The sequence below is a fragment of the Paraburkholderia sp. BR10937 genome, from assembly GCF_040965695.1.
Classification (GTDB): domain Bacteria; phylum Pseudomonadota; class Gammaproteobacteria; order Burkholderiales; family Burkholderiaceae; genus Paraburkholderia.
The window spans coordinates 197,000-214,137 of the sequence record NZ_JBFRCL010000005.1; the positions used below are offsets into that span (position 1 = coordinate 197,000).

Consider the following 17,138-nt stretch of genomic DNA (forward strand, 5'->3'; position numbering starts at 1 on the left):
GCCGCCTTGACCCGGCTGCTGGGTTGCGTTGTTTGAAAAAATCCTACAGGATGAAAAAAGCGTTGTCACCTGGTAAACTCGATATTGTTTTGCGCGCCGAAATTTGCATAACATGCTGTAAAACAGGGCAAATTCATGCGCTGCAGCAGCGCGGCGCGCTCGGTATAAACCCGCATACGGACCACTGTCCGTCATTCGTATGTAGGAAATTTTCAGGCTCTCCGGCACGGCTGGCGGGCCGCACGGAGAGTCGACATGAGCCGGGTGGTGCTGGTGACGGGCGCGAGCGGCGGTATAGGCCGCGCGCTGTGCAAGCGATTTCTGGAAGCGGGCGACACGGTGCTCGCGCTCGACCGAGACGCGGCGGGCGTGCAACAGCTCGCGGCCGAATTCGGCGAAGCGGGCGCGGCGCGCCTCGAGACGCTCGCCGCCGACGTGAGCGATCAGGCCGCCGTGACCGCAGCCGTGGCGCGCGGCGTGGCGGCGCGCGGCCCGGTGGACGTGGCCGTGGCGAACGCGGGCGGCGCGCTCGGCACGACGCTCGCACATACCGACGCCGCGAGCTGGCGGCGCGACATCGACCTGAACCTGAACGGGACCTACTACACGGTCGAAGCCGTGCGCGCCTCGATGATCGAGCGCCGGCGCGGCGCGCTCGTGCTGATCGGCTCGGTGAACGGTCTTTCGGCGCTCGGCCACCCCGCGTACAGCGCGGCGAAGGCGGGCCTCGTGAGCTACACGAAGGCGCTCGCCATGGAGCTGGGTCCGCACGGCATACGCGCGAACATCGTTTGCCCCGGCACGGTGAAGACGCCTGCGTGGCGCGCGCGCGTCGAGCAGCATCCGAAGATCTTCGAAGAACTAAGCAAGTGGTATCCGCTCGGCGACGTGGCCACACCCGAAGATATCGCCGACGCCGTGCAGTTTCTCGCCTCGCCGCAGGCGCGCGTGATCACGGGCGTGGCGCTGCCCGTGGACGCGGGCCTCATGGCGGGCAACCGGATGATGGCGAACGAGCTGACGCTCGATCCGTTCTGACGCGAGCACGCGGCGAATTGACCTGAGCGACCTGAAAAGACTTCACGCAAACGAGGACAGCATGGCAGCGGTACAACTGAACGGCATCTACAAGCGCTATGGCGACACCCAGGTCGTGCACGGCGTCGACCTCGACATCGAAGACGGCGAATTCGTCGTGCTCGTCGGCCCCTCGGGTTGCGGCAAGACGACGGTGATGCGCATGATCGCCGGCCTCGAAGACATCTCCGGCGGCGACCTCACCATCGGCGGCACGCGGGCGAACGCGCTGCCGCCGCAGCAGCGCAACATCTCGATGGTGTTCCAGAGCTACGCGCTCTACCCGCACCTCTCGGTGTACGACAACATCGCGTTCGGTCCGCGCATTCGCAAGGAGCGCGAGGACGGCTTCAAGCCGCGCATCGAAGCCGCCGCGAAAATGCTCAACCTGTCGAGCTACCTGGAGCGCCTGCCGCGCGCACTCTCGGGCGGCCAGCGCCAGCGCGTCGCCATGGGCCGCGCCGTGGTGCGTGAGCCCGCGCTGTTCCTGTTCGACGAGCCGCTTTCGAACCTCGACGCCAAGCTGCGCGTGCAGATGCGCACCGAGATCAAGGCGCTGCACCAGCGTCTGCGCAACACGGTGGTGTACGTCACGCACGACCAGATCGAGGCGATGACGATGGCCGACCGCATCGTCGTGATGAACGCGGGGCGCATCGAACAGATCGGCCGCCCGCTCGACCTCTACGACAAACCGGGCAACCTGTTCGTGGCGAGCTTCCTCGGCTCGCCTTCGATGAACTTCGCCGAGGGCACGGTGATGAGCGACGCGCGCGGCACGGCGCTCGTGCTCGAAGACGGCGTGCGTATCGCGTTGCCGGAAGGCAAGGCCCAGGCGGGTGCGCGCGTGACGCTCGGCGTGCGGCCCGAGCACATCGAGGCGGGCGGCGACGTGCCGTTCAACGTCGACGTGATCGAGCCGACTGGCGCGGAGACCCACTTGTACGGGAAAATAGGCGAGACGACATGGTGCGTCACCACGCGCGCGCGCCCGGACGTTTCGCCGGGCCAGCGTATGACGCTAGGTTTGCCTTTCGCGCACCTGCATCTGTTCGATACTGAAAGCGGCAAGCGGCTCGATTGAAGCGGAAGCACGCATCGAAACTGGATAGCGGGCCCCCTCATGTGAGCAGACCCTAGTATCTTCCACGGGAAAAACAGCTTGCCGGTCTCCAACCTGATCCATCACATCCGCAATGTCGCGGAGTCGCTGCGTCCCGCCGAGCGCAAGGTCGCGGAGATGGTGCTTGCCGACATCGATTTCGCCATGCGCGCGAGCATCACCGAGCTCGCATTGCGCGCGGACGTGTCCGAGCCCTCTGTCACCCGCTTTTGCCGCGCGGTGGGTGCGCACGGCCTGCGCGACTTCAAGATGCGGCTCGCGCAGAGCGCGGCGGGCAACGTGCCCTTCGCGCTCGCCACGGAGATGACGGGCGGCGAGGCAGGCGGCGCCGGGTGGGCCGGCGAGGTCGGCACCCTGCTCGACAAGGTGACGGAGTCGGTCGTGCAGGGCGTGACCCACGCGCGCGCTTCGCTCGATACGGCCGTGTTCGAGGCTGCCGTCGCGGCGCTTTCCAGCGCGCGTCGCGTGTACTTTTTCGGCGTGGGCGCGGGTTCTGGGCTCGTTGCGCAAGACGCGGCGCTGCGCCTGCTGCGGCTCGACATCGCCGCGAGCGCGTTCACCGATGCACATCTGCAGCGCCTTTACGCGGCGCTGCTCGAACCGGGCGACGTGGCGTTCGCGATCTCGCAGTCGGGACGTAGCGTGGAAGTGAACGAGAGCATACAGATCGCCAAGGAGCGCGGCGCGACGACCATCGCGCTCACGAGTGCGGGCTCTCGTCTCGCGTGGGTGGTGGATATTCCGCTTTTGCTGCGCGTGCCCGCCGCGAGCGATGCGCACGCGCCCGCCGTGGTGCGCATCGCGCATCTCGCGGTGCTCGATGCGCTCGCGCTGGGCGTGTCGCTCGGCCTCGGGCCCAAGGCGCTTGCCAAGATGCGCGATGCACAGGCGCGCAGCGATGGCGCGCCCGACGATGCTTCCACGGTGGGCACGCCCGAAGACGGGCGTTGACGCTTAGGCAGCCGCAGCGCGTTCGCGCGGCTTGAGTTTCACCGGCATCGTATCCGGCACCATCGTAAACGCCTGCACTTCCTGAATCTTTTCGGGATCGATCGCCAGTTCGATCGTGAACGACTGCATCAGCATCGAGAGTGCGAGGCGCATTTCCACCGTCGCGAGATGGCGGCCAGGACACACGCGCGGCCCGGCGCCGAACTGCAGATACGCGCGCACGTCATGGGCTTTTCCGTCATCGGCTTCGCGTTCGCCGCGCTTCATCCAGCGCCTCGGATCGTAACGCTGCGGATCGGCGAAATGCTTCGCGTCGAGCATGGCGGGACGCGCGACGAAGAACATGCGCGTGCCCTTGGGCAACGCCACGTTGTCCACCACCACGTCTTCCAGCGGCTCGAACGAATGCACGGACGCTACCGGGCGCAGACGCGTGGCTTCGATGCAGATCGCCTCGAAAACATCGAGGTCCTTCAATGTGGCGTAGTCGGCGCAGACCGTCGAATTGCCGAGTACGCGTGAGGCTTCGTCGCCGAGATGCTGCTGCAAGGCCGGATCCGCGGCGAGGTAGGGCAGCGTCCACGCGATGGAGTCAGCGGTCGTGTCTTCGCCCGCGATCAGGAGCGTGAGCACGTTTGCGCGGATCTGCGCGTCGCTGATGGTCGTCTCGCCCCCTGGCGCCTGCTGCTGCACGAGCATCGCTTCGAGCAGATTGCGCGGCGCATCCGAGGGCTCGTCGCGCATGCGCTCGCGGGCGCGCGCCATCATCGCGTTGACGTAGCGGTGCACTTCCTCGAGCGAGCGCTCGAGCTTGCGGTCCGCGGGCAGCTTGACATATCGCCAGTACGGAAAGAGCGCATTGGTGCGCCTCATCACGCCCGGCAGGATGCGCTCCAGGTGCTCCTGAATCACGCCGTGATCGCGCTCGAGCGTGCGCGGATCTTCGCCGAACGCGAGCGCGCTCGTCACGTCCACGGTGTAGCGCTTGAGGTCGTCGGTCATCTCGACGGTTTCGCCGCGCTCGGCCGCGCGTTGCCAGCGGGTGTGAAGACGCTGCGTGATATCGGCGAGCGTGGGGTAGAACGCCCTGATGTTCGGTATCGAGAGCGCCTGCATCACGAGCTTGCGCTGCGGTTCCCACGCAACGCCTTCTGCCGAGAAAAGGCCGTTGAAGCCCATCTCCTCGAATACCGCTTCGATCGGCTGATAGCGGCGGAAGCGATGCGGGCGCTCGCGCATGATCTGCTGGATCAGTTCGGTATCGGTCCAGATCGTGATGGGGATGCCGCCGACCTGGAAGCGGTAGGGCGCGCCGAGTTCGGCTGCCCATTGCTCGAGAATCAGATGCAGACGCGGCGGCGAAAGCTGCAGCAGATTGCCCAGCAGCGGCAGGCCGCGCGGGCAGGGCAAATCGGCGATCTGGCGCAATGCTTGTCCGGTGGATGCCGTGCTCATGGGGTGGTTCTCATCACGTGGTCGTTTTTATATCGCGTGCGAAAGGCGCTCATAGCGGCGCGGCCGCCGCCCCTTCCATGTAGCCGAAGCGCCGCGAGAGGCGTTCCGCGGCGGCGATCAGCAGTTGCGCAGCCGTGCCTTCGCGCGCGATGTCGAGGCTGCCCGAAGGCCCCATCACCGCGAGCACGAGGCACACACTGCCGGTGTGGTCGAACACGGGCGCGGTCACGGTGCTGATGCCGGGAATGGGTTTGTCGAGTGCCGTGTCCACGCCTTCGGCGCGAATCGCGGCGAGCCGCGCGAGGTAGGCGGGCGTGGCGCCCTCGCGCGGCTTCGCGCCCGCGAGCCGCAACTCGTCCTGGGCGAGCAGGGCCGCGCGCACATCGTCGTCGACCCATGCGGCGAATACGCGTCCGATCGACGTGTTCACGAGCGACATCACCGTGCCGGGGCGCAGGCTCACGTGCAGTGGCAGCGGCGATTCTTCGAGACGCACGACGGTCGGGCCGAGCGGCCCCGGCACCGCGAGCGCGACGCTCATCGCGGTAGCGGCGGCGAGGCCCACGAGCTCGGCGTCGGCTTCGCGAACCGGCGAAAGACGCGCGAGGCCGATCAGGCCGAGTTCGAGACTGAGCGGTCCCGCTTCGTAGCGGCCCGCCGCGTTGCGCGCCAGCAGGCCGATTTTCTGCAGGCTCACGAGGTGCGGGAAGGCCTTGGCGGGCGCCATCCCCGCGGCGGCGGCGAGGTCGCGCAACGGCAAGGGCGTGCCCGCGGCGACGAGCGCAGCGAGCAGCTCGCCCGTGACATCGAGGGACTGGATGCCGCGTTGCGGTTTGTCGGCGGCTTCGGCTGCCATGCTGACCACGGCGTCTTCGCCGGCGGCTTGCGTTGCGTCGTCGCGCGGAGGCCTGGAGCTCAATCGGGGCATGTCGGTGTCGATGAAAAAGCGGCGGCGGTGATTTCGGCAGCAGCGTCGCGCAGCGCGCGCACGACCGCGCCGTTTGCGCGCACGTCGAGCACCCCGCTCGCGCCAATGGCGGTGAGCGTGACGCTCGGTGCGCGTGCGGGGCCGAGCACGGGCACGCAGACGCTGCTCACGCCGGGGCTGGGCGCGTCGATAGCGAGTTCGTAGCCGCGCGCGCGGATGGCGTCGAGCGAGGCGAGGAAGGCGGCATCGGGCGTGCTCTCCTGAGGCGCGCTCGCGGCGCTGGCCACGTGGCTGGTGCCGCGCCACACCGGCTGCGCGGTTTGCGTGGCCCATGCGGCTTCGAGCGCCTCGGGCCCGAGGAACGCGCAGAACACGCGGCCCGTGGCCGTGGCCCGCAGCGACATCACCGTGCCGACATGCAGGTTCACGTGCAGCGGCAGGCTCGCGTGCTCGTAGCGCACGATCGTCGGCCCCTGCGGCCCGGCAATGCACAGCGCGACGCTGCAGTTGAGCGCCTGCGCGAGCGCGGCGGCGCGCGGCGCGGCCTCGCGCAGCGCGGGTTGCTGCGCGAGATGCAGCAGGCCGAGGCGCAGCGCGAGCGGGCCGGGCTCATAGCGCCCCGAAAGCGCGTCGCGTTTGATGAGCCCGAGGCGCGTCAGGCTCACGAGATAGGCGTGCGCCTGGCTCGACGGAATATCGCCGCTCGCCGCGAGATCGGTGGCGCCAAGCGGCGCGCGCGCGTCGGCGAGGGCGCGCAGCAGGCGTCCGCCGACCTCCACGCTCTGGATGCCGCGCTGCGTGCGGGCTGCCGTCGCGTTGCTTTCCGGCGCGGACGCGGCGCTGTCGTTGCGACGTCTCATGGCGCTTTTCTCTGGCTGAAAAAGGGTCCATGTTAACTGAACGGCGGCAACCGTACGGACTGCAGCACGCTTTGGTCAGAAATTAACGTATAGCAATACAATTTGCTATTGACAAATAAAAACGGAAAGACCATGATGGCCTCACCCCGGCACAACAGCGGTCCATTTCAACTTCAAACGGGGCGAGACAACCAGGGCTGGCGCCCAGCGCGCCCGGCCCGTGCGCGCTTCGCCCCGCCCCGGCTTCAAGAGCCCCTCGATACGGAGACTCAACATGGCAAAGGCGTTCGCATCCCAGGCCGACCTCGAAGAAAAGAAGGTCACCTTTACGCAGCTCTCGGAAAACGCATACGCGTACACCACGGAAGGCGACCCCAACTCGGGCGTCATCATCGGCGACGACGGCGTGCTGATCGTCGACACCACGGCCACGCCCGCCATGGCACAGGACCTCATCGCGAAGATCCGCACCGTCACCGACAAACCCATCAAATACGTCGTGCTCTCGCACTATCACGCGGTGCGCGTGCTGGGCGCTTCGGCGTACTTCAAGGAAGGCGCGCAGCAGATCATCGCGAGTCGCGGCACCTATGAAATGATCGTCGAGCGCGGCGAAGCCGACATGAAGTCGGAAATCGAGCGCTTCCCGCGTCTGTTCGCGGGCGTCGAAACGGTGCCGGGCCTCACGTGGCCCACGCTCGTGTTCGAGAAGGAAATCACGCTGTTCCTCGGCAAGCTCGAAGTGAAGATCGCGCACCTCGGTTCGGGTCACACGAAGGGCGACACGGTGGTGTGGCTGCCGCAGCAGAAGGTGCTGTTCTCGGGCGACCTCGTCGAATACGACGCTGCGTGCTATTGCGGCGACGCCCAGCTCGCCGACTGGCCCGCCACGCTCGAAGCGCTGCGCTCGCTGGGCGCCGAAAAGCTCGTGCCGGGCCGCGGCCCCGCGCTGCTCGACCCCGCGGAAGTCAACAAGGGTCTCGACTACACGAAGGACTTCGTGACCACGCTGCTCGCGCAAGGCCGCGCCGCCGTGGCGCAGAAGCTCGACCTGAAGGGTGCGATGTCGCTCACGCGCGAGGCGATGGACCCGAAGTTCGGCCACGTGTTCATCTACGAGCACTGCCTGCCGTTCGACGTGACGCGCGCGTATGACGAGGCGAGCGGCATTACGCATCCGCGCATCTGGACGGCGCAGCGCGACAAGGAGATGTGGGACGCGCTGCAGGATTGAAGTGCCAGCTGAGTGCCAACTGCGAGACAGGCACGAGATGACACGGTGGAGACAAGAATGATCGACTATCAGACGCTGACCTTCGACTACGCGCGATGCAGCGAACAAACTCCCGATGCCGCCGCGTGCGTGCGTCCGGTCGTGGTGGTCGGCGCGGGGCCGGTGGGCCTCGCGACGGCCATCGACCTCGCGCGACAAGGCGTGCCGGTGGTGCTCGTGGACGACGACTGCACGCTTTCCACGGGCTCGCGCGCCATCTGCTTTTCCAAGCGCTCGCTCGATATCTTCGACCGCCTCGGCTGCGGCGATCGCATGGTCGAAAAGGGCGTGAGCTGGAACGTGGGCAAGGTGTTCCGCAAGGACGAACTCGTCTACACGTTCAACCTGCTGCCCGAAAGCGGCCATCATCGGCCCGCCTTCGTGAATCTTCAGCAGTACTACGTGGAAGGCTACCTGCTCGAGTGTGCGCAGGCATTGCCGAACCTCGAAATCCGCTGGAAAAACAAGGTGACGGGCGTCGCGCAGCACGGCACGCCGGGCGCTGCCGACGCGCACGTCGCGCTCGAAATCGAAACGCCCGACGGCCCGTACACGCTGCTCGCGCGCTACGTGGTGGCCGCCGACGGCTCGCGCAGCCCGCTGCGCAAGCTGCTCGGTCTCGACAGCCACGGCCGCACCTTCAAGGACCGCTTCCTCATCGCCGACGTGAAGATGGAAGCCGACTTTCCTACCGAACGCTGGTTCTGGTTCGATCCGCCGTTCCATCCGAACCAGTCGGTGCTGCTGCATCGCCAGCCCGACAACGTCTGGCGCATCGACTTCCAGCTCGGCTGGGACGCCGACCCGGTGCTCGAAAAAACGCCCGAGCGCGTGATTCCGCGCGTGCGCGCACTGCTCGGGCCCGACGTGAAGTTCGAGCTGGAGTGGGTGAGCATCTACACGTTCTCGTGCCTGCGCATGGACAGCTTCCGCCAGGGCAACGTGCTGTTCGCGGGCGACTCGGCGCATCTGGTCTCGCCGTTCGGCGCGCGCGGCGCGAATAGCGGCTTCCAGGACGGCGAGAACCTCGCATGGAAGCTCGCGATGGTGCTGGAGAACCATGCGCCCGACGCGCTGCTCGACACCTACGCGAGCGAGCGCGAATACGCCGCCGACGAAAACATCCGCAACTCCACGCGCTCGACCGACTTCATCACGCCCAAGAGCGCGGTGAGCCGCGTGTTCCGAGACGCCGTGCTCACGCTTGCCCGCGAGCATGCCTTTGCGCGGCAACTGGTGAACAGCGGCCGGCTTTCCGTGCCCGCGGTGCTGCGCGAATCGACCTTGAACACACCCGACGAAGAGACGTTCGACGGCCAGATGGAGCCGGGCGCTTCGTGTGCAGACGCGCCGGTGCAAAACGCAGCGGGTGACGCGAGCTGGCTGCTCGCGCATCTGGGCGACCAGTTCGCGGGCCTCGTGTTCAGCCGCGCGGGCCCGGCGTTCGATACCGAGACGCTCGACACGCTGCAGGCGCTCTCGCGTTCTGCGGTGCCGCTCAAGTTCGTCGTGGTGCTCGAAGGCGATGCGGCTGTGCCGGCGGGTCTGCCCGCATCGACGGTGGTGCTGCGCGACGTGCAAGGGCTGGCGGCGCAGCGCTACGGCGCGCAGGACGGCGCGTTCTATCTGATTCGTCCGGACCAGCACGTGAGCGCGCGCTGGCGGCGCGCCGATGCGGCGCGCGTGGAGAGCGCGCTCAAGCGGGCGCTGTGCGTGCAAGGCACGGCATAGAGGAACGAGGAGACGACCATGCTGAACACCCAACCGAACCTGGCAAGACCGGACGACTTTTACGAAGCGCTGATCGACATGCATCGCGATCTCGACGAGGCGCAGAGTCAGTCGGCCAATGCGCAACTGATCCTGCTGCTCGCGAACCACATCGGAGAGCATGAAACGCTGATGCAAGCGCTTCGCTTCGCGCGCGCAGGCGTGAGTGCGCTGGCGAGCAACGGCGCGACGGGAAAACTTGCGGCGTGAAAGACTGAAAGAGACTGATAGCGTTGACACATGCGGCCAGTGCAAACTGGCCGCATTCATTTTCCCCACGCAATTCATCGCCATTTGCAGCACTTCTCGCGCAAGCAATCGTTTGCGTTTGCAAAGCGCGCGTGACACCTCGGCGCACAGACTCGCGCAAAGGGCTTTCGGCATGCTTTCCACGCGCGCCAACTCTGCAAGCTGATTCAAGAACGTCCTGGAAAACGCCGTAAACGCGGCTCATGGCACTCACTTCGCAAACGCATAAGATAGTCAGACAAATGCGGGCGATGGAATCGTTTTCCGGGGATAGAACTTGAATCGCAGTCAAACATGGTCGCGTACGGCGGCGCCGGGCGAGATCATTTATTCGGAAGGCTTTGCAGGCGAACGATTGATCTTCGTGATCGCCGACGGCAAAGTCGAAATCTCCACCCGCTGCGACGACAAGAAAGTCGTGATGGCCACGCTCGGACGCGGCGAATTTTTTGGCGAGACCGCGTTGCTCGGCGCGGAACCGCGACCGAACACGGCGAAGGCGCTCAGCTTTTGCCAACTGACCGTCGTGCCCGCGAGCCTCATCGAAGAGGAACTCGAACGCGTCACGCCGATGCTGCGCCATGTGGTGCGCACGCTCACGCGGCGCGTCAAGGCGAAGGACGATCTGCTCGCCACCTACACCCATGCCGACTTCATGCCGGGCGTACTGTCGTACGCGCACGTGCTCGCGCTGATCGCAGGCGCGAGCGATCGCGGCGAAGGCGGCGATACCTGGTCGCGACACGGCGCGAGCGGCGCCGAAGTGAGCGTGCCGCTCGCCGACGTCGTGCAGAAATGCCGTGCGGTGGCCGGTCATTCGCGCCCGCATGTGATGGCCATGCTCCGGCGCATGGAAAAGCTCAATCTCGTCGCGATGCAAAGCGGGCAGGCCACGCACCTCGCCAACAACGGTGCAGCGGCAGAAGGCGCGTTGGGCCGCCAGGTGGTGACGTTCGACCCCGTGCGCATCGTGGAGCGCGCGACGCAGGTCGCGGACAGCGATCTCGATGTGTCGATCAACAGCGAACTCGAACTGATCGAGCTGGGCGATCTCGAAGCGCTGATCGGCGTGGAGCGCAAGGTCATTCTCAACAAGCTCTCGCACGCTGAAATCGCCGACGAGGTCTTCGCGTTCCGCAAGTCGAAGGTGCTGAACTTCGTCGAGCAAAAGGGCGTGGCGTATTTCTCGAAGCGCACGAACCGCGGCTCGGGTGAACTCAAGTCGCTCGACGATCTGTTGTTCGTCGATCAGCGTACGCTGTTCGAAGCCGTGAGCGCGCTCGATACCTACGATCTCGCGAAACTGCTCGCTTCGATCGAAGATCAGACCGTATCCGAGCGCCTGCTCTCCGTGATGGCGGACGCACGCAAGAACGAAGTGTCGTGGGTCATGCGCCGCGACATCAAGATCGATCCTGTGGAAGTCGAAGATATCGAGCAGCGCCTGCTTGAAGCGGTGCGTGCACTCAAGTCGCCTGGCGCGCGCCAGGCGGATCGCTGAGTGGGGATGGGGAGACACGTATGGATCTGCTTACCTTGATCGGTATTGCCGTTGGCGCGCTCGCTGTGGTCGCGGGCTTCTCGCTCGAAGGCGGCCATTTCGTCACGCTGCTTCAGCCTGAGGCGCTGGCCATCGTGCTGGGCGGCACGCTCGGTGCCGTGATGATCCAGAACACGTGGGCGCGCTTCTTCGATGCCATCAAGCAATTGCGGATGGCCTTTGTGAAGGCGCCGCGCGTCGATGAAGCGAGCCTCGCCGCCGTGCTGGAGTGGGGCGATCAGGCCAAGCTCAACGGACTGCTCGCCTTCGAGTCGATGGATCTGCAGGGCATTCATCCGTTCGCGCGGCGCGGGCTCGAACTGCTTGCGAGCGGCGTTTCGACCGCCGTGCTGGAGGATGCGCTCCAGCGCGAACTCGAAGCCTCCGGGCGCAAGCACATGGCGGCGGCGCGTGTGTGGCAGCAGGCGGGCGGCTATGCGCCCACGTTCGGTATTCTCGGCTCGGTGCTCGGCCTCATTCAGGTCACGGGGCATCTGATCGAGCCTGCGGAACTCGGGCCCGGCATTGCAGTGGCCTTCATCGCCACGCTTTACGGCCTTGCATTCGCGAACCTCGTTTTTCTGCCGCTGTATGGCAAGACGCGCGCGCATATCGAAAGCGAACTGCGCCTGCGCAAGCTCTATCTCGACGGCCTGCTCGCCATTTCGCGCAAGGAGTCGCCCCACACGATCGCCACGCGTCTTGCTGGCGAAGTGGGCGGCAAGAGCGGTGGTTTGCAGGGCGAAGCGAACGTATGGGCGCTGGACACGACGCACGCGAGCTGACCGCCCATGCTTTCCGATAAAGACTTGCCGCTCACTGCACAGTTCGATCACGACGAGGACGAGGGCGGCGAATCGAGTTCCGGCCGCTGGCTCATTTCCTACGCGGACCTGATCACGACGCTGATGGTGCTGTTCCTCGCGCTCTACGCGATGCAGCTGGCGAAGCATAAGGAATCCGAAATACGCTCGGCGGCGCAGCGCACGAGCACGGCGGCAACAGTCGAGAAAGTGCCCGCCGTCGATCAGGCATTGCTCGCCGCGCTCGAAACGTTGCGCCAGCGCGGCGAGATCACGATTGTGCCGGCAGCGCGCGGCGTGGAGATCGGCATCAACGCGAAGATCCTGTTCAACGCGGGCGATGCCACGCTGCTGCCCGAATCGCTCGACGTGCTGGGCCGTATCGCCGAGGTGCTGCGCTCGGCGCCGGCGGGAAATATTCTCGTGGAAGGGCACACGGACAGCTCGCCGATCGCGAACGCGAAATTCGCGTCGAACTGGGAACTCTCTTCGGCGCGTGCGGGCGCGGTGGTGCGCTATCTGGTCGAGCGCGGCATCGAGCCTCACCGGCTCGCTGCGATTGGCCGCGCCGACAACTTCCCGCTCGTGGCAGGCAACGACCCCGCGAGCCGCGCGCTGAACCGGCGCGTGACGCTGATCGTCCAGCGCTGACTCTCACGCCGTTCGCGCGATTGCCGAAGCAAACGCGCGTCACACCTGCATGGACGGCACATCCTTCATGCAGCGCAAGGCGAACATCGACCGGCTGTGGCGAATGCTCGAGATGCGATAGAGCTTCTCGCGCAGGAAGCGCTCGTAGCCGGCGGTGCCATCCACCGCCACCTTGATCCAGTAGTCGTACTCGCCGGAGACGAGATAGGCCTCCAGCACTTCGGGCAGCGCCGCGAGTTCGGCGCCGAAGCGCGCGAGCGCGTCGTCTTCGTGGCGGTCGAGCGTCACTTCCAGAATCACGATGTCGGCGTAGCCCAGCTTTTGCTGGTTCACGAGCGCGACATAGCCGTCGATATAGCCATCGGCTTCGAGTTGGCGCGTGCGATTCCAGCACGCGGTGGTGGACATGCCCACCTGCTCGGCCAGTTCGGCGTTCGAAAGTCGGGCGTTCTTTTGCAGGGCGCTGAGGATCTTGCGGTCCTGGTTGTCGAGCGCTTTGGGCGGGCGTTCACGAGGGCTCATGGAGAACAAGGAATTTTGTACAGGTATCTGCAATTATAGCGGAATAATATTCTGCATATTGGCCGTTTTCGCCTGAAAACCGGAAGCCTATACACGCAATTCCCCGGTATATTTTCCACATGCCTTCTTGCCTGGCACGACCCACGCGGCCACCTCCCCGCTGTGGGGAGCGCCGCCGCAGCCACGAGCCGCGGTGGTCCGTCAGGGCCGTTTCCGTTGCACCCTGCGGCGGCTACCGGGCGTTGCGCGCGTTCACCGCGCTGCCAGCAGTGTCCGGTCAGGCAGATGGCATTTGAAAACCGCGCTTTCGCGCGGTTTTTTGTTGCCCATTTTCGGTACCCGTTTTTAATAACCCCGCGACCCCGAGCGTCGTTCGTCACCCCGTCTTCGCCAGCACGCCCCGCAATGTCGATCCAGCTGTATCTATCCTTTCTCGCCGCCGCGCTCGTCCTCGTCTACACGCCCGGTCCCGTCAACGTGCTCACCATGAGCCAGGCGCTGCACGCCGGCTGGCGCCGCGCGCTGCCCTGCGTCTGGGGCGGCACGCTCGCGGTGCTGCTCCAGCTCGCGCTGACGGCGCTGTGCCTCAATTCGCTGCTGCTCATTAGTGAGCATTCACTTATGTTGTTGCGTTGGCTGGGTGCGGCCTATCTGGTCTGGCTGGGGTGCAAGCAGTGGCGCAGCCGCTCTTTGACGGGCACGGATGCGCCTGCCGAAGCCGACGATGCCTGCCGTCGCGATTTGTTCTGGCGCGGATTCGCGACCTCCGGGCTCAATCCGAAGACCTTGCTGTTCTTCCCGTCGTTTTTCCCGCAGTTCATGAGCGCCGATGCGCCCTGGAGCGCCAACCGTCAGTATTGGCTGCTGGCGGCGACGTTCGCGCTGCTGTTTGCGGGCGGCGTGGCTTCGATGGCGCTGTTTTCGCACCGGCTGCGCCACGTGCTGCAGCGGCCGAGGCGCATGCGCGCCGTGAACCGCCTGATGGGCAGCCTGCTCGTGGGGATGGGCGCGATGATGGCCGGCTTGCGCTGATCGCGCAGACGGCGGATGGCTCGCGCGGGTGTGCGCGAGCCGGTTGGCTTGACGCCGGTCTGGCGCGCGGCGGCGCTTACGGCGAGGTGGTCGATGCGGCCGGCGCTGCGGTCGGCATGGCCGCTGAGGGTGTTGCCGATTCCGCTGCCACGCTCTGGGTGCCAGAGGTCGTCGAGGCCGAGGCGAGCGTTTGCGCCGTCGCTACGCTAGCCGACGCCACCACGGGCGTCGCGGCATTGTGAGTGGTCACACTCGTCGCGAGCGCCGCAGATTGCGCGTTGGAAGCAACCGGCGCCGGCACACCCATGATCGCCGCTGCAGCCGCAGCGCCGTGGTCGACCGGTGCGGACGCGCCCGGCGCAGAAGCGGCAGGCGCGGGTGCCGCCGTGGCAGGCGCAGGTGCCGGCGCTGCCGGTGGCGCCGTCACGACCGGCGCCGCCGGCAGCGTGCTGCCATGCAACACCGCCGCACCCGTCGCCGCAGCCGCCGCAGCGGCAGCCGGTGCGGCCGACCCCACCGTGGTCGCGGCGGGCGCGGCGCTTGCCGTGACCGGCTCGATCGGCGGCGGCAACGGCGAAATCTTGATCGCGCCGGCACCCGGCACAGGCTCGCTGCGCGCCGAAGCGCTCAAGTACCGCCCGACCAGATCGAAGAAGCGCGAATAAAACGGGCCGGACTGGATCGTCTCGCTCGAAATCTTCACCATTTCGTCGCTGTTCGAGCGGATCGGCAGCGAAACCGACCCCAGAATCGAGAGCCCGACGCTCGCCGAGGTATCGCTCTTCTTGAGCGCGTAGCCGTTCTGCACGGCGTTCACGTACACCATGCTGGTATTGCTCGCGTCGCCCGGCGTGCAGACCACGTGCACCTCCACGACGATGTGCTGATCCATCGTCGGCTGGAAGTTCTTCGTGGCGTCGACGGTGTCGTTGCGCGTCATCGTCGTCATGTAGCCCTGGCTCAGCAGCGCGCGGCGCGACGATTCGCAGGCGTCGGTGCTCGCGTAGTTGAAGCTGCGCGAGAACTGGCTGGGCGCCGTGCTCAGCAGCTGATCTTCCTGGAACTTGGGCTTGGGCGAGGAGCACGCGCCGAGCGCAGCGGCCAGCGTCACCGCGGTTACGGCGAGGGCGGCGCTGCGAAGCGGGACGGGCAAACGAGGGACAACTTTCGAAAAACGGGACATGTTCGGGGCAAACAGGGCAGCAATGCGGCATTGCATCGGACGGCATGCATTGTAGTTCGGTTCCGCTGCGCACGACCGAACGCTCGTTTTTTCGAGGCATTTCGAAAGCCCGACGAAGGCATCTCGAAGCTTACATCCCACATGACGAAAAAAACGGGCTTCCGCCCAACGCGAAAGCCTGTGTCAACCCGGCGTCCCGGGCAGCGAGCGGAGAAGAGCACTCGCTGTCGTGCGCCGCAGCCGGGTACCGCCCGGCTGTTCCTGTGCGCGATGCGCTGCATCATGGGGGCCACACTCGCCGCCGCGCCCGCAACGCGGCGTCAGTGTGGGCTCACTTCATCGGTTCACTTCGTCGACTTACTTCGTGCCGACCGTCGTGAGCGGCTGCCACTTGCCGTTCACGACCTTGTAGACCGTCACGCCGCCGAATTTGAGGTCGCCATACTGGTCGAAGGCCAGCTCGTTCGTGGTCACGCCCTTCATGTTCGTCGCCTTGAGCGAGGCTAGATAGAGGTGCGGATCGGTCGAATTCGCCCTCTTCATGGCGGCAAACACGGCGCGCGTGCCGTCGTACGCGTACGGCGAGTACAGTTCGACCGGCTTGTTGAAGCGCTTGGTGTAGCGCTCGACGTAGCTCTTGCCGCCAGGCATCTGATCGAGCGGGCTGCCGCCCGACGAAGCGAGCGCGCCTTCGGCCGCCGGACCTGCGATCTTGATGAGCTCGTCCGAATGCATCATGTCGGGGCCAGATGGCGGTTTGCCGGGCGAAACCGTTGCGCACGCAACAGCCCCGGGACGGCCCGGTGGATACGCTAAAATTGCTTGGTTTTCAGATGCTTACAGAAACCTATACAGTCTCCACACAAGGACACCGCACAGTGGGGATGGCTGGCGGATCCATATTGCCAGTTTAAATATCCAGAAGCGATTGGATTGTATCCAATTCTGGCAGGCAAAAATATTGACGACAATACTTTTTCGTCGGACGGCGTTCGTCCGCCCGACGCCCACGAGCTCATGACGACAGTGCAGGCCAAGGAAGACCAGCGATCGCTGCCTTAAACGATCCGCGACCAGCTGCGCGACGAGATCCTGCGCGGCGTGCTGCCGCCGGGTGCGCAGCTGCGCCAGGAGAGCCTGGCGGAGCGCTTCGGCGCGAGCCGCATTCCGGTGCGCGAGGCGCTGCGCCAGCTCGAGGCCGAAGGGCTCGTGAGCTACCAGCTCAATCGCGGTGCGGTGGTGATCGCCATGTCCACGCAGGAGATCTGCGAGCTGCTGGACATTCGTGCGGCGCTGGAGACCTACGCGGCGAAGCTCGCGGTGCCGAACATGGTGGCCGGCGACATCGACGTGATGAAGCGCATTCTCGCGGCGTACGACGCCGCTTCGTCGCCCGCGGAGTGGGCCGAATGCAACCGCCAGTTCCATCTGGCGCTGTGCGCGCCCGCGAATAACTCGCGTCTGCGCAAGATGATCGAGGAGTACTGCCTGAGCACGACGAATCGATATCCGCATCTGCGCATGTCGCTCGATACGGAGAAGAACGAGGTGCAAAGCGATCACTACGCGATCGTCGATGCCTGCAAGCGGCGCGATGTGGATGAAGTGGTGGCGCTGATCGAGCGGCATATTCTCGATACCAGGCGCGAAGTGATGGCCGCGGCGCGGCTGGCTGGTCTGGACAGCTAAGCGTTTCTTTTCGCTGCACGGCATGGAAAAAC

The 17,138-nt window shown here is 65.8% G+C and carries 17 protein-coding genes; 11 read left to right on the forward strand and 6 right to left on the reverse strand.

What is annotated here, in order from left to right; genetic code table 11:
* Positions 1 to 255 precede the first annotated feature (255 nt).
* The 3 genes from AB4Y44_RS06600 to AB4Y44_RS06610 all read left to right on the forward strand — a co-directional run bounded on the left by AB4Y44_RS06600 (position 256) and on the right by AB4Y44_RS06610 (position 3,151).
* On the forward strand, positions 256 to 1,038 hold the full coding sequence (locus AB4Y44_RS06600; protein WP_342919090.1) for an SDR family oxidoreductase: 783 nt from the start codon (positions 256 to 258) through the stop codon (positions 1,036 to 1,038).
* A 61-nt stretch (positions 1,039 to 1,099) separates the two neighbouring features.
* A complete protein-coding gene (locus AB4Y44_RS06605) occupies positions 1,100 to 2,161 on the forward strand; it encodes a sn-glycerol-3-phosphate ABC transporter ATP-binding protein UgpC (RefSeq protein WP_342919089.1) in 1,062 nt (353 codons plus the stop codon).
* A gap of 78 nt (positions 2,162 to 2,239) precedes the next feature.
* The gene (locus AB4Y44_RS06610; RefSeq protein ID WP_342919088.1) at positions 2,240 to 3,151 is read left to right on the forward strand and encodes a MurR/RpiR family transcriptional regulator; all 912 of its coding nucleotides are present in this window, start codon (positions 2,240 to 2,242) and stop codon (positions 3,149 to 3,151) included.
* A gap of 3 nt (positions 3,152 to 3,154) precedes the next feature.
* On the opposite strand, the gene AB4Y44_RS06615 is transcribed toward AB4Y44_RS06610, so the two are convergent.
* Genes AB4Y44_RS06615 through AB4Y44_RS06625 form a run of 3 tightly spaced genes read right to left on the reverse strand, consistent with a single transcriptional unit; the run spans position 3,155 to position 6,394 of the window.
* Positions 3,155 to 4,606 carry a cytochrome P450 gene (locus AB4Y44_RS06615; RefSeq protein ID WP_368699021.1) on the reverse strand — a complete coding sequence of 484 codons (1,452 nt, stop codon included), beginning with the start codon at positions 4,604 to 4,606 and terminating at the stop codon, positions 3,155 to 3,157.
* 49 nt (positions 4,607 to 4,655) lie between these two features.
* Positions 4,656 to 5,462, reverse strand: coding sequence for an IclR family transcriptional regulator (locus AB4Y44_RS06620; RefSeq protein ID WP_368699038.1), 807 nt, complete (start codon positions 5,460 to 5,462; stop codon positions 4,656 to 4,658).
* 59 nt (positions 5,463 to 5,521) lie between these two features.
* Positions 5,522 to 6,394: an IclR family transcriptional regulator gene (locus AB4Y44_RS06625; RefSeq protein WP_368699022.1), complete on the reverse strand. Its 873-nt coding sequence runs from the start codon at positions 6,392 to 6,394 to the stop codon at positions 5,522 to 5,524.
* Positions 6,395 to 6,668: 274 nt separating this feature from the next.
* Between AB4Y44_RS06625 and AB4Y44_RS06630 the strand changes: the two genes are divergently transcribed.
* From AB4Y44_RS06630 to AB4Y44_RS06655, 6 genes are all read left to right on the forward strand, one after another.
* Entirely contained in the window at positions 6,669 to 7,628 is a 960-nt protein-coding gene (locus AB4Y44_RS06630; protein ID WP_342919085.1) for an MBL fold metallo-hydrolase, read from the forward strand.
* Positions 7,629 to 7,685: 57 nt separating this feature from the next.
* A complete protein-coding gene (locus tag AB4Y44_RS06635) occupies positions 7,686 to 9,398 on the forward strand; it encodes an FAD-dependent oxidoreductase (protein ID WP_368699023.1) in 1,713 nt (570 codons plus the stop codon).
* 18 nt (positions 9,399 to 9,416) lie between these two features.
* Complete coding sequence (locus AB4Y44_RS06640; protein ID WP_342919083.1) at positions 9,417 to 9,647, forward strand: DUF2783 domain-containing protein; 231 nt, start codon at positions 9,417 to 9,419, stop codon at positions 9,645 to 9,647.
* A gap of 316 nt (positions 9,648 to 9,963) precedes the next feature.
* The gene (locus tag AB4Y44_RS06645; RefSeq protein ID WP_342919082.1) at positions 9,964 to 11,187 is read left to right on the forward strand and encodes a Crp/Fnr family transcriptional regulator; all 1,224 of its coding nucleotides are present in this window, start codon (positions 9,964 to 9,966) and stop codon (positions 11,185 to 11,187) included.
* Between the two features lie 20 nt (positions 11,188 to 11,207).
* On the forward strand, positions 11,208 to 12,011 hold the full coding sequence (locus AB4Y44_RS06650; protein WP_368699024.1) for a flagellar motor protein: 804 nt from the start codon (positions 11,208 to 11,210) through the stop codon (positions 12,009 to 12,011).
* A 6-nt stretch (positions 12,012 to 12,017) separates the two neighbouring features.
* Positions 12,018 to 12,680 carry an OmpA family protein gene (locus tag AB4Y44_RS06655; protein ID WP_342919080.1) on the forward strand — a complete coding sequence of 221 codons (663 nt, stop codon included), beginning with the start codon at positions 12,018 to 12,020 and terminating at the stop codon, positions 12,678 to 12,680.
* Between the two features lie 39 nt (positions 12,681 to 12,719).
* On the opposite strand, the gene AB4Y44_RS06660 is transcribed toward AB4Y44_RS06655, so the two are convergent.
* Positions 12,720 to 13,202, reverse strand: a complete 483-nt coding sequence (locus AB4Y44_RS06660; protein WP_028202732.1) for an Lrp/AsnC family transcriptional regulator — start codon at positions 13,200 to 13,202, stop codon at positions 12,720 to 12,722.
* Between the two features lie 405 nt (positions 13,203 to 13,607).
* Here AB4Y44_RS06660 and AB4Y44_RS06665 point away from each other — a divergent pair, with 405 nt between their 5' ends.
* Positions 13,608 to 14,234: a LysE family translocator gene (locus AB4Y44_RS06665; RefSeq protein ID WP_368699025.1), complete on the forward strand. Its 627-nt coding sequence runs from the start codon at positions 13,608 to 13,610 to the stop codon at positions 14,232 to 14,234.
* A gap of 76 nt (positions 14,235 to 14,310) precedes the next feature.
* Here AB4Y44_RS06665 and AB4Y44_RS06670 read toward each other — a convergent pair whose 3' ends face one another.
* Complete coding sequence (locus AB4Y44_RS06670) at positions 14,311 to 15,387, reverse strand: DUF2242 domain-containing protein (RefSeq protein WP_368699026.1); 1,077 nt, start codon at positions 15,385 to 15,387, stop codon at positions 14,311 to 14,313.
* A 387-nt stretch (positions 15,388 to 15,774) separates the two neighbouring features.
* Positions 15,775 to 16,155 (reverse strand): ABC transporter substrate-binding protein, encoded by a 381-nt coding sequence (locus tag AB4Y44_RS06675; RefSeq protein ID WP_368699027.1) that lies wholly within the window; start codon positions 16,153 to 16,155, stop codon positions 15,775 to 15,777.
* 339 nt (positions 16,156 to 16,494) lie between these two features.
* Between AB4Y44_RS06675 and AB4Y44_RS06680 the strand changes: the two genes are divergently transcribed.
* The gene (locus AB4Y44_RS06680) at positions 16,495 to 17,106 is read left to right on the forward strand and encodes a GntR family transcriptional regulator (protein ID WP_368699039.1); all 612 of its coding nucleotides are present in this window, start codon (positions 16,495 to 16,497) and stop codon (positions 17,104 to 17,106) included.
* Positions 17,107 to 17,138 lie beyond the last annotated feature (32 nt).

Coding starts and splice junctions, on each gene's coding strand:
- AB4Y44_RS06600 (WP_342919090.1), top strand. CDS start 256: ATGAGCCGGGTGGTGCTGGTGACGGGCGCGAGCGGCGGTATAGGCCGC.
- AB4Y44_RS06605 (WP_342919089.1), top strand. CDS start 1,100: ATGGCAGCGGTACAACTGAACGGCATCTACAAGCGCTATGGCGACACC.
- AB4Y44_RS06615 (WP_368699021.1), bottom strand. CDS start 4,606: ATGAGCACGGCATCCACCGGACAAGCATTGCGCCAGATCGCCGATTTG.
- AB4Y44_RS06620 (WP_368699038.1), bottom strand. CDS start 5,462: ATGGCAGCCGAAGCCGCCGACAAACCGCAACGCGGCATCCAGTCCCTC.
- AB4Y44_RS06625 (WP_368699022.1), bottom strand. CDS start 6,394: ATGAGACGTCGCAACGACAGCGCCGCGTCCGCGCCGGAAAGCAACGCG.
- AB4Y44_RS06630 (WP_342919085.1), top strand. CDS start 6,669: ATGGCAAAGGCGTTCGCATCCCAGGCCGACCTCGAAGAAAAGAAGGTC.
- AB4Y44_RS06635 (WP_368699023.1), top strand. CDS start 7,686: ATGATCGACTATCAGACGCTGACCTTCGACTACGCGCGATGCAGCGAA.
- AB4Y44_RS06640 (WP_342919083.1), top strand. CDS start 9,417: ATGCTGAACACCCAACCGAACCTGGCAAGACCGGACGACTTTTACGAA.
- AB4Y44_RS06650 (WP_368699024.1), top strand. CDS start 11,208: ATGGATCTGCTTACCTTGATCGGTATTGCCGTTGGCGCGCTCGCTGTG.
- AB4Y44_RS06655 (WP_342919080.1), top strand. CDS start 12,018: ATGCTTTCCGATAAAGACTTGCCGCTCACTGCACAGTTCGATCACGAC.
- AB4Y44_RS06660 (WP_028202732.1), bottom strand. CDS start 13,202: ATGAGCCCTCGTGAACGCCCGCCCAAAGCGCTCGACAACCAGGACCGC.
- AB4Y44_RS06665 (WP_368699025.1), top strand. CDS start 13,608: ATGTCGATCCAGCTGTATCTATCCTTTCTCGCCGCCGCGCTCGTCCTC.
- AB4Y44_RS06675 (WP_368699027.1), bottom strand. CDS start 16,155: ATGATGCATTCGGACGAGCTCATCAAGATCGCAGGTCCGGCGGCCGAA.